This is a genomic window from Aquabacterium sp. A08, assembly GCF_011742065.1.
Map to the genome: position 1 here is coordinate 1 of NZ_JAAQQT010000672.1, position 10,994 is coordinate 10,994.

7 protein-coding genes are annotated in these 10,994 nt (G+C 71.4%); 2 read left to right on the forward strand and 5 right to left on the reverse strand.

All coding sequences use genetic code 11. The features are described from left to right. On the reverse strand, positions 1–434 hold a 434-nt coding region (locus HA630_RS16785; protein ID WP_305792626.1), incomplete at its 3' end, for a beta-ketoacyl synthase N-terminal-like domain-containing protein. Between the two features lie 88 nt (positions 435–522). After that, complete coding sequence (locus tag HA630_RS16790) at positions 523–2,574, reverse strand: 3-hydroxyacyl-CoA dehydrogenase NAD-binding domain-containing protein (protein WP_166836132.1); 2,052 nt, start codon at positions 2,572–2,574, stop codon at positions 523–525. Between the two features lie 124 nt (positions 2,575–2,698). On the opposite strand from HA630_RS16790, the gene HA630_RS16795 reads away from it, so the two are divergent. Continuing rightward, positions 2,699–3,604, forward strand: coding sequence for a LysR family transcriptional regulator (locus HA630_RS16795; RefSeq protein WP_166836134.1), 906 nt, complete (start codon positions 2,699–2,701; stop codon positions 3,602–3,604). An 18-nt stretch (positions 3,605–3,622) separates the two neighbouring features. Here HA630_RS16795 and HA630_RS16800 read toward each other — a convergent pair whose 3' ends face one another. Further along, complete coding sequence (locus HA630_RS16800) at positions 3,623–6,136, reverse strand: Lon protease family protein (protein WP_166836136.1); 2,514 nt, start codon at positions 6,134–6,136, stop codon at positions 3,623–3,625. A 43-nt stretch (positions 6,137–6,179) separates the two neighbouring features. Beyond that, positions 6,180–8,201 carry a fused MFS/spermidine synthase gene (locus HA630_RS16805; protein ID WP_166836138.1) on the reverse strand — a complete coding sequence of 674 codons (2,022 nt, stop codon included), beginning with the start codon at positions 8,199–8,201 and terminating at the stop codon, positions 6,180–6,182. 142 nt (positions 8,202–8,343) lie between these two features. Between HA630_RS16805 and HA630_RS16810 the strand changes: the two genes are divergently transcribed. Continuing rightward, the gene (locus tag HA630_RS16810; RefSeq protein WP_166836140.1) at positions 8,344–9,147 is read left to right on the forward strand and encodes a YecA family protein; all 804 of its coding nucleotides are present in this window, start codon (positions 8,344–8,346) and stop codon (positions 9,145–9,147) included. 14 nt (positions 9,148–9,161) lie between these two features. Here HA630_RS16810 and HA630_RS16815 read toward each other — a convergent pair. After that, positions 9,162–10,994, reverse strand: a 1,833-nt coding sequence (locus HA630_RS16815) for a bifunctional diguanylate cyclase/phosphodiesterase (RefSeq protein ID WP_208300130.1), incomplete at its 5' end; no start/stop codon positions are given.

Consider the following 10,994-nt stretch of genomic DNA (forward strand, 5'->3'; position numbering starts at 1 on the left):
ATGGTGGTGTCGTACACCGCGTTGCTGCGGCTGAAGGCGCTTTCGGCCTTGGGCATGACGAAGGGCGCGCGGCTCATGCTTTCCACGCCGCCGGCGATCATCAGGCCCGCTTCCCCGGCCTTGATGGCGCGCGCGGCGGTGCCGATGGCGTCCAGGCCCGAGCCGCACAGGCGGTTGACGGTGCCACCGGGCACCTCCAGCGGCAGACCGGCCAGCAGGCCGGCCATGCGGGCGACGTTGCGGTTGTCTTCGCCGGCCTGGTTGGCGCAGCCGTAGATCACGTCGGCCACGGCCGCCCAGTCCACGTTGGGGTTGCGCGCCATCAGGGCCTTGAGGGGAATGGCGCCGAGGTCGTCGGTGCGCACGCTGGACAGGGCACCGCCGTAGCGGCCGAAGGGGGTGCGGATGGCGTCGCAGATGAAGGCTTGGGTCATGGGGGTCTCCGTGGGTGGGGTCGGTCGGTCTGGGGGCACAACAGCCGGGCCGTGGCCACAGCTTACAGGGTTGGGCGGCGGCGGGGGGTCACGCCAGCAGGGCGTCCAGGTCGCCCAGGCGGGCGCCGAAACCGGCGTCGCGGACCAGGGCCTGCAGGTCGCGCGCCAGGGTGGCGCGGTCTTGCTGGCGCGCCCAGAACACCGGGCCGCCTTCCCAGCGCGGGAAGGCGTAGCCCTGCACCAGGACCACGTCGATGTCGCTGGCGCGAGCGGCCACGCCTTCGGCCAGCAGCAGCGCGGCCTCATTCACCATGGCCAACAAGGCGCGGCGAGTGATCTGGTCCCCGCTCAGCGGCTGGCGGGTGAGGCCGCGCGCCGCACTGGCCTGTTCGATGATGCCGCGCACGGTGGCGTCGGTGGTTTTGGCGGCCTTGCCGTCGGTGTAGGTGTAGTAGCCGGCGCCGGTCTTGCGGCCCAGGCGGCCCTGCTCGCACAACTGGTCGAGGATGCTCACGTAGCGTTCGCGCGGGTCGCGGGTGGCGGCCTGGGCTTTGCGCATGCGCCAGGCGATGTCCAGGCCCGACAGGTCGGCCACGGCAAACGGGCCCATGGCAAAACCCATGCCGGTCAGGGCCTGGTCCACGTCTTCGGGCCAGGCGCCGTCTTCCAGCATGAATTCGCACTGCTTGCGGTAGGCGTTGTAGATGCGGTTGCCGATGAAGCCGAAGGCGTTGCCGCACAGCACGGGCATTTTTTTCAAGGTCTTGCCCAGCGCCATGCCGGTGGCCAGCACGTCGGGCGCGGTCCGCGCCCCGCGCACCACCTCCAGCAGCTTCATCACGTGGGCGGGGCTGAAGAAGTGCAGGCCCAGCACGTCCTGCGGCCGCGACGTGGCGTTCGCGATCGCGTCCACGTCCAGGTAAGAGGTGTTGGTGGCCAGCACCGCGCCGGGGCGGGCGTGGGCGTCGATCTGCCGGAACACGGCCTGCTTGACGGCGAGGTCCTCGAACACGGCTTCGATCACCAGATCGGCCTGGGCCAGCAGGGTCCAGTCGGTGGTGGCGGTCAAGCGGGCCTGGGCGGCGTCGGCCACGGCGGACTTCATCTTGCCGGCGGCGACGCGGCCGCGGTAGTGATCGGCCACGCGCTGGCTGCCGCGGTCCAAGGCCTCGTCGTTCTGCTCCAGCAGCAGCACGCTCAGGCCGGCGTCCAGCGCGCAGATGGCGATGCCCGCGCCCATGGTGCCGGCGCCAATCACGGCCACGGTCTGCACCGGGCGCTGCTCGGCCTGCAGGTCGGGCGGCAGCTTGGTGGCCTCGCGTTCGGCCTTGAACTGGTGGCGCAGGGCCTGGGCGGCGGTGCTGGGCACCAGTTGCAGGAACAGCTCGCGCTCGCGCTGGGCGCCTTCGGCGAACGGCCGCGCGCAGCCGGCCACCGCGTCCAGCAGGGCGGTGTAGGCGGGCTGCAGGCGCTGGCGGGCATTCAGCTGGCTGCGCTCCGCAGCCACCTGCTCGGCCACGGCGGCGGTGTCCAGCGTGCGCTCGCGGGTGCCCACCGGCAGGGCGCCGGGCTCGGCCCACTGGCGCGCCAGTTCGCAGGCGGCGGCCACCACGTCGGCGGCCACCACGCGGTCGAACAGGCCGCTGTCGGCCCAGGCCTGGGCGGTCTGGGGCTGTCCGGTCAGCATCATGGCCAGCGCCTGGGGCACGCCCACCAGGCGTGGCAGCAGCTGCGTGCCGGTGGAGCCGGGGATCAGGCCCAGGTTGATCTCGGGCAGGCCGACCCTGGCGCTGGCCAGTGCCACGCGGCCGTGGCAGGTCATGGCCAGTTCCAGCCCGCCGCCCAGCGCCACGCCGGTCAGGGCCGCCACCACCGGCTTGCGGCAAGCCGCCACCCGCGCCAGCACGGTCAGCAGAATCGGCTCGGCCAGTTGCGCCGGGGTGCCCAACTCGGCCACGTCGGCACCGGCAGAGAACGCTTTGTCGCTGCCGGCCAGCACCACGCCGCGCACGGCCGGGTCGGCTTCGGCCGCGTCCAGCGCCTGCACGATGAAGCGGCGCAGCGCGTGGCTCAGGCTGTTGACGGGGGGGTGGTTCAGGGCGACGACGGCGACGCCGCCGTGCAGGGCATACAGGGTCATGGGTGGGGCCAGGGCAAACAGGGGGCCGCGCGCGGGCGGCGGGGTGAGCGGGATTGTTCAACAGCGCTGATTCCTTGACAATCCCAAACACCATGAACATTCTGTCAAACCGTACTGAACAATGATGGACGCCACCGCCCTGCTGCTGCTGGTGGACATCGTGGACAGCGGGGGCCTGAGCCAGGCCGCCCGCAAGCGCCGCATGAGCCGCGCCAACGTGAGCTACCACCTGAGCCAGCTGGAAAAAGCCGTGGGGCTGCAGCTGGTGCGCCGCACCACGCGGCGCATCGAAGCGACCGAGGCCGGGCGCAAGCTCTGCCAGCACGGCCGCGCCATCCGCGACGAGCTGCTGGCGGCGCAGGAGTCGGTGGCCAGCCTGGCCGAGGGGCTGCACGGCCACGTGCGGCTGGCCGTGCCGACCGGCTTCGGGCAGCTGGTGATGTCGGGCTGGCTGATCGCGTTCAAGCGCCTGCACCCCAGCATCACGCTGGAGCTGGTGTTCGACAACCGGGTGGACGACCTGCTGCGCGACGAGGTGGACGTGGCGGTGCGGGTGATGAGCGAGCCGCCGCCCGGCCTGGTGGCGCGCGAACTGGCGCCGATGCGCCACATCGCCTGCGCCTCGGTCGGATTCGCGGCGCGGCACCCGCTGCCGCAGCGGCTGGAGGACTTGCAGCACCTGCCCATCGTCACCTCCACCGTGGTGGGGCGCGAGCTGCGTCTGGCCGCCTACCGCGGCGAGGAACGGCGCGAACTGGCGCTGCAGCCCACGCTGGCGTCGGAGAACTTCCAGTTCCTGCACGAGGCCATCCTGGCCGACCTGGGCGTGGGCCTGGTGCCCGACTACCTGGTGGCCGCCGACGTGGCGGCCGGCCGTGTCGTCACCGCGCTGGACGACTGGCGCCTGAGCCTGTTCGGCACCCGGCTGTTCCTGCTGCGCATGCCCGACCGCTACCAGACGCTGGCGGTGCGGACCCTGATCGACTTCGTGCTGGACCAGGCGCGGGACTGGGCCGCGCCCCACGCCTGACCCGGCCCCGAGCGGTGGCTAGGCGCGCCGGCGCCAGGCCTTGGGGTTGCCCGCGCGGTGCATGGCGCGGCGGTAGGCGTGCAGCGTGGCCTCGGCCCGGCCCAGCAGGGTGTCGGGCGGGTAGGCCGGCGTGCCGTCGGCCGGCCCCGCCTCGCCCACCGGCACGCCGGTCAGCAGCGCCAGGCCCTCCAGCGCGTGGCGCGCGGTGTGGATGTGGAAGCGCCCTTGCGCCACCGCGTCGCAGACGGCGTCGTTGAGCATCAGGTGGCGGCGGTTGCGGTGCGGGACCAGCACGCCCTGCTCGCCGGTCAGGCCCTCGGCCTGGCAAACGCGAAAAAAGCCCTCGATCTTCTCGTTCACCCCGCCGATGGGCAGCACCTCGCCAAACGCGTTGAGCGCGCCGGTGACGGCGATGCCCTGCTTCAGCGGCACGCCCGACAGCGAGGACAGCAGCGCGAACAGCTCGGCGCAGGAGGCCGAATCGCCCTCGATGCCGCTGTACTCCTGCTCGAAGACGATGGACGCCGACAACGCCAGCGGCGCGAGGTGGCCGAACAGCGCCGACAGATAGCTGTGCAGAATGAGCACCGCCTTGTCGTGAATGGGACCGGAGAGCGCCACCTCGCGCTCGATGTTGAGCAGCCCTTCGGAGCCGGCCACGGTGCGCGCGGCCACGCGCATGGGCAGGCCGAATCGGTAGTCGCCCAGGTCGATCACGCTCAGGCCGTTGAGCTGGCCCACGCGCGCGCCGCCGAGCGCGATGAGGCGGTCGCCCTCGGCGATGGCCTCGCGCAGGCGCTGGTCGGGGTAGTCGTGGCGGTGGTTGCGCGCGGCCAGGGCGGCGTCCACGTCGGCGCGCTCCACCCGGCGCGCGCCCCGCGCCTGGGCGGTGGCGGCGCTTTCCACCACCAGCGCCTCGGTGCGGGCGAAGGCGGCGCTCTGTCGGGTCTGGTCCTCGGCCTCGCGGTGGGTGTCTTCGATCAAGCGCGCCACCGCCGCCGCGCTGAAGTGCGGCAGCCCCAGCCGCTGGCAGGTGTGCGCCACGAACACGCCGGTGGCGTAGCGGGTGTCGTCGCTGGCGTGGAAGGCGTCGGCAAAGTCCACCTTGACGCGGAAGTGGCGCGCAAATTCCGGGTCGCCCTCCTGCAGGGCGTAGTAGTGCTCGTTGGCGCCGATCAGCACCAGCTTGACGTCCACGTCCACCGCCTCGGGTTCGAGCGAGGTGGTGGCCAGGGCGCTGAACATGGTGCCGGGTTCCTCGATCTGCAGCCGGCCGCTGCGCAGGAAGCGTCGCAGCTTTTCCCAGACCAGCTCGTCGGTGAACAGGTCGCGCAGGTGCAGCATCAGGTAGCCGCCGTGGGCCTTGAGCAGGCTGCCGGCGCGGATGCGCGAAAAGTCGGTCACCAGCACGTCGTTGTCGGACTGGTATTCGATGCTGCCAAACAGCGGCCGGTACAGCGGGTTGTTTTCGACGATGACCGGGGCGCCCTGGGCGTCGGCGTTGTCCACCACCAGGTTGACGCGGTAGCGCGCGAGCTGCTGCGCCAGGGCCTCGCGCCGGTCCTCGTCGTCCTCGGGCGCGGCGGGCTCGAACAGCTCCAGGTGCTCCAGCAGGTCGTGCGTCACCTCGTCCAGCCAGGTGCCCAGTTTGCGGGTGTCCTTGAACTGTTTTTTCAGCTCCTGGCGCACGGCGCCAAAGGCCCGGTCCAGCAGCGGCTTGATGGCCTGGATGCGCAGCGCCACCACGCCTTCGCGCAGGGCGCGCTCCAGCGGCGCGGTCACCTCCAGAAAGTGCAGGATCTGCGCGCGCAGCTCGCGCTCGCCCTGGTCGAAGGCGTCGCGCTCGGCCTTGGGCAGGGCGGTCATTTCGGCCGCGCTCAGGCCCTCGCCGTCGGGGTTGACCAGGGTGAACACCAGCTGGCCACTGTCGCGGCGCAGGGCAAAGTGGCGGGCGTCGGCAAAGGCCGACAGCGCGGCGTAGGCCTCGGCCTCCTGGTCGCTGTAGCGTTTTTCCAGGGCGTCCAGCTCGGCCTTGAAGTCGGGCTCGGCGAAGCGTTTGGGGATGTCGGTCTGCAGCGCCCGCACCAGCTCGGCCATGTGCTGGCGCAGCTGGCGCCCCTGGCCGGCCGGCAGGCGCAGGGCGCGCGGGCGCTCGGGCGTCTGGAAGTTGTGCAGGTAGCACAGGTCGGGCGGCACCGGGCGGGCGGCGGCGGCGGCGTCCATGGCCTGCTGCAGCAGGGTGGAACGGCCGGTGCCCACGTCGCCCAGCACGAACAGGTGGTAGTGCGGCTGGTCCAGCCCCAGGCCGAAGCGGGCGGCGGTGTGGGCGCGCTCCTGGCCGATCCAGGGCAGCGGCTCGTGCGCCAGCTCGGCGGTGTCGGCAAAGCCCAGGCCGGCGGGGTCCACGCACAGGCGCAGGGCGCTGGGGGCCAGGCGCGGGGCCACCGGCTCGCCATGGTGCGCCGCGACGGCGGCAGCGGCCAGGTGCCCAGTGGGCGGGGCGGGCAGGGGGTCGTGCGCAGGGTCGGACATGGTCGGAACAGTCTAGCGCCCTCTGCCAACCTTGGGGCGCCGCTCAGTCCTTCAAAATGCCCAGCAGGTTGGAAAAGCTGTCGGTCCACGGGCGGAAGCCGGCCGGGGCGGTCAGCGGCTTGCCGCCGGCCAGCACCGGTGGCAGCTGCGCCGCCTGCGCGGGCGTCATCAGCAGCACCCAGGTGGAGCTGCGGCAGTACAGGTCGCCCTCGGGCGGGCGCAGCGGGTAGGCCACGGCCACCCGGCCCAGCGCCTGCGCGGCGGTGGCCATCACCGGCTCCAGGTCCAGGTAGCGGTTGGTGATGTGCACCGCCAGCAGGCCCTGCGGCGCCAGGTGGCGCAGGTAGCCGCGCAGGGCCTCCAGCGTGAGCAGGTGGGTGGGGATGGAGTCGCCCGAGAACGCGTCCATGGCCAGCAGATCAAAGCCCTGGGGCGGGTCGGCCTCCAGCACCAGCCGGCCGTCGCCCAGCGCGGTTTCGATGGTGGCGCCGCTGTCCTGCAGGTAGGTGAAGTGGCTGCGCGCCAGGCTCAGCACCTGGTCGTTGATTTCGTAGATGCGCATCACGTCGCCAGGGCGGCCGTAGGCGGCCAGCGTGCCGGTGCCCAGGCCCACCACGCCCAGGCGCAGGGGCCGGTCCTGCGGCAGGCTGCGGATGGCCCGGCCAATGCCCGACAGCTCGCAGTAGTACGCGGTGGGCTGGCGGCGGTGCGGCTCCTGCAGGTACTGCTCGCCGTGGTTGATGCGCCCGTGCAGCATGCTGCGCACCGGGCCCACCGCGTCGGTGGACTCGTCCACCCGCAGCTGGCTGTAGAAGTTGCGCATCACGGCCTGGTAGCCCTGCACGTAGCTGCGCGAAATGTCCACCAGCCGCGCGCCGTAGGCCAACAGCGCCATCAGCAACAGCACGCGCCAGTGCCGCTGCAGCGACGACCACAGCACCACCGTCACCAGGGCGGCGCAGGCGAACAGCCCGATGGGCAGCTCGTAATAGGCATTGAACACCGCCGGCGCCAACAGGCCCACGAAGGCCCCGCCCAGCGCACCGCCGATGGACAGCATCAGGTAGAACAGCGTGAGGTGGCGCACCGGCGGCTTGCGCCGCACCAGTTCACCGTGGCAGACCATGCAGAACACGAACAGCGCGCCGCACAGCAGCACGATCAGCCACAGCACCTCCATGCCCGCGTCCATCACCCAGTCCAGCGCCAGGAACGCCACCGGCAGCGCCGCCAGGAAAGCGGAGCGCACGTAGTAGCGCGGGGCGTCGAAGCAGAGGATGAAGCTCAGCAGGTACAGGCTCAGCGGCAGCACCCACAGGAAGGGCACCGGGGCCACGTCCTGCGTCAGGTGCCGGGTGATGGACAGCAGCAGCACCGTGGCAGTGGCCGCCAGCCCCACCCACAGCAGGCACTCGGTCCACGGCGGGCGCGGGGCGGCCTGGGCAGCGGCATCGGCATCGGTCGCGCGGTGCAGACCGCGCCAGGTGACGGCAGCGGTGGCCAGGCAGGCCACCACGAACAGCGCATAGCCGGTGGACCAGACCAGCGCCTGCGGGCGCAGGTCCAGCCAGGGCTCCACCAGCACCGGGTAGGTGAGCAGGCCCAGCATGGAGGCCAGGTTGGACAGCGCATACAGCCGGTAAGGCTGCACCCGGGACGTGGCGTACAGGCTGGAACGGGCATACCAGGCCTGCATCAGCGGGCCGGTGGTGGACAGCAGCAGGTAGGGCGCCCCCACCGTGGTGGCCAGCACCAGCAGCACCGACAGGCTGGGGGATTGCGGCAACGCGTCCAGCCAGGCCGGGTTGGCCACCACCGGCAAGGTCAGCAGGCTCAGCAGCAGCAGGCCGCCGTGCAGCACCATCTGGCGGTGGGCCTGCAACTTCTCGTGCATCCAGTGCACGTAGGCATAGCCCAGCAGCAGTTCCGCCTGAAAGAACACCAGGCACAGGCTCCAGACCGACGACGCCCCGCCAAACCACGGCAGGATCATCTTGGCGACGATGGGTTGGATCTGGAACAGCAGGAACGCTGAGAGGAACACCGTCGTGGCAAAGATGGGCATGGGGGCCTCTGAATGGGCAGACAGCCGATGGGCTGCACGGAAGCGATTCTGGCCCAACTCCTGCAGCGCCAAACGGCGGTGTCGCTCGGAACCAACAGGTGCCGCCACCCACCCTGTCACGGCCTGCCGCTACACTGCCGGCATGAACACGACCGCCACCCCCACCGCCCTGACCGACACCGACTACGACGCGCTCGACCAGATCCTGGACGACCTGCGCGAGCGCCTGGACGAGGTGCCGCAGTGGGAGTTCTGCGAGGGCTTCATGGCCGCGCTGATCTGCTGCCGCCGCGAGATTCCGGCCAGCGAATACCTGGGCGCCCTGCTGGGCGACGACGAGGGCGGCGCCTTCGGCCCCGGCCTGTTCGCCAGCCCGGCGCAGTACGAACAGTTCCTGACCCTGTGGCAGCGCCGCTGGGACGAGGTGCGCACCGCGCTGGACGCCCCGGTGGACAGCCTGGAGGACGAACGCTCCTACGCCCCCGAGGTGGTGGACGTGCGCGGCGCCGTGGCCGCCATGACCGACGAGGAACGCGCCGCCATGGCCGAAGAGCTGGCCAACGAAGAGCTGCCGTCCTTCGCCCAGGTGTGGGCGCTGGGCTTCATGTACGCGGTGGAAACCTGGCCCGAGGAATGGGCGCCGCCGCGCGACAAGGAAGCCGCCGGCTGGCTGGAGGACGCGCTGGAGCGCCTCGTCGCCATGACCGAGGACGACGACGGCGAGCCCAGCATCAGCATGTTCGGCGAGGACAGCCCGCCCAGCGTCAGCCAGGAACGCCTGAACGCCTACGGCGAAGCCCTGTGGGCGGTGTACGACCTGCGCGACCTGTGGAAAAGCATCGGGCCGCGGGTGGAACAGGTGGTCAAGGGCGAAGAGCCCGGCCGCAACGACCCCTGCCCCTGCGGCAGCGGCAAGAAGTACAAGAAGTGCTGCGGCGCGGCCTGAGCGGCTGAGCCGTTTCAGCCCCGCTCGGCGCCGTGCCAGGCCTCCAGCGCCGGGGCCGGCATGGGCCGGGCGTACAGGTAGCCCTGGTATTCGCGGCAGCCGGCGGCCAGCAGGGCGTTGCGCTGGGCGTCGGTTTCCACCCCTTCGGCGATGACGGCCAGGTCCAGGCTGCGCGCCAGCGCCACCACGGTGCGCACGATGGCGGCGTCGTTGGCGTCCACCAGCAGGTCGCGCACGAAGGACTGGTCGATCTTCAGCTTGTACAGCGGCAGCCGCTTGAGGTAAGACAGCGACGAGTAGCCGGTGCCGAAGTCGTCCAGCGAGAAGTTGACGCCGCGGGCGCGCAGCACGCTCATCTTGGCGATGACGCTGTCCACGTCGTCCAGCAGCTGGCTTTCGGTCAGTTCCAGCTCCAGGCGGTGTGGGTCGGCCCCGCTGTCGCGCAGGGCGGCCAGCACGTCGGGCACAAAGTCGGCGTGGCGGAACTGGCGCGCGCTCACGTTCACCGCCACGCGCCAGGCGGCGGTCTCGGGCCGGTCGCTCCAGCGCACCAGCTGGGCGCAGGCCTCGCGCAGTATCCACTGGCCCAGCGGCAGGATCAGGCCACAGGCCTCGGCCACCGGGATGAATTGCGCCGGCGGCACCTCGCCGCGGCGCGGGTGGGTCCAGCGCAGCAGCGCCTCCACGCCCAGCACGCGGCCGTCGGCGTCCACCTGCGGCTGGTAGTGCAGCCGGAACTGGCTGTGCGCCAGGCCTTCGCGCAGGTCGGTCTCCAAGGCGGCGCGCGCCTCCACGTGCTGCTGCATCTGCGGGTTGAAGAAGCGCACCGTGTTGCGGCCCTGGGCCTTGGCCTCGTACATGGCCATGTCGGCGCGCTTGAGGATGTCCTCCACCAGCCCCCCGGCGTCGGAAAACAGCGCCACACCCACGCTGACCGTGCACTCGTAGGCGCGGCCGTGCAGGTCGTAGGGCTGGGCCAGCGTCCGCAGCAGCTTGTGCGCCACGTGTTCGGCGCGGCGCGCGGCCTCCAGCGGGTCGGGGTGCAGCTCGGTCAGCATCACCACGAACTCGTCGCCCCCCAGGCGGGCCAGCGAATCCTGTTCGCGCACCTGGGTCTGCAGGCGCTCGGCCATCTGCTGCAGCAGCAGGTCGCCCATGTCGTGGCCCAGGGTGTCGTTGAGGGTCTTGAAGTTGTCCAGGTCGATGAACAGCAGCGCCCCGTCCAGCCCGTTGCGGCCGTAGAAGGCCAGCGCGGTGTGCAGGCGGTCGAGCAGCAGGCGCCGGTTGGGCAGGTTGGTCAGCGGGTCGAAGAAGGCGAGCTGGTGGATCTCGGCCTGGATGTGGCGGTACTCGGTCAGGTCGGTGGAGATGCCGCAGAGCGCGTAAATGCGCCCGCTGGGCTCGCGCAGCGGCAGCTTGATGGTGAGGAAGGTGCGCGGCTTGTCCTCGCCCTGGAGCTGGATTTTTTCCTCGGCCGAGACGGTTTCACCGCGCTCGAACACCGGCCGGTCGTCGGCCAGGATGACGGGCACCGACTCGTGCTTGAAGAATTCGGCGTCGGTTTTGCCCAGGATGGCCTCGCGCGGCTGGCCGAACAGCTGCGCCACCTTGCGGTTGACGTACTGGTAGCGCAGCTGCGGGTCCTTGATGAAGATGGCCGCCTCCACGCTGTCGAGGATGGTGTTGAGCCGCGCCTCGCTGGCCTGCAGGTGGCGCGTCTGCACGCCCACCTGGCGCCGCAGCCAGGCGGCCCCGAGCAGGGCCAGCACCAACAGCGCCAGCACCGCGCCCAGGCCCCACCAGACCTCGCGCGCCAGCGGCGCGGTGGCCACCGGGGCGCCCCAGCG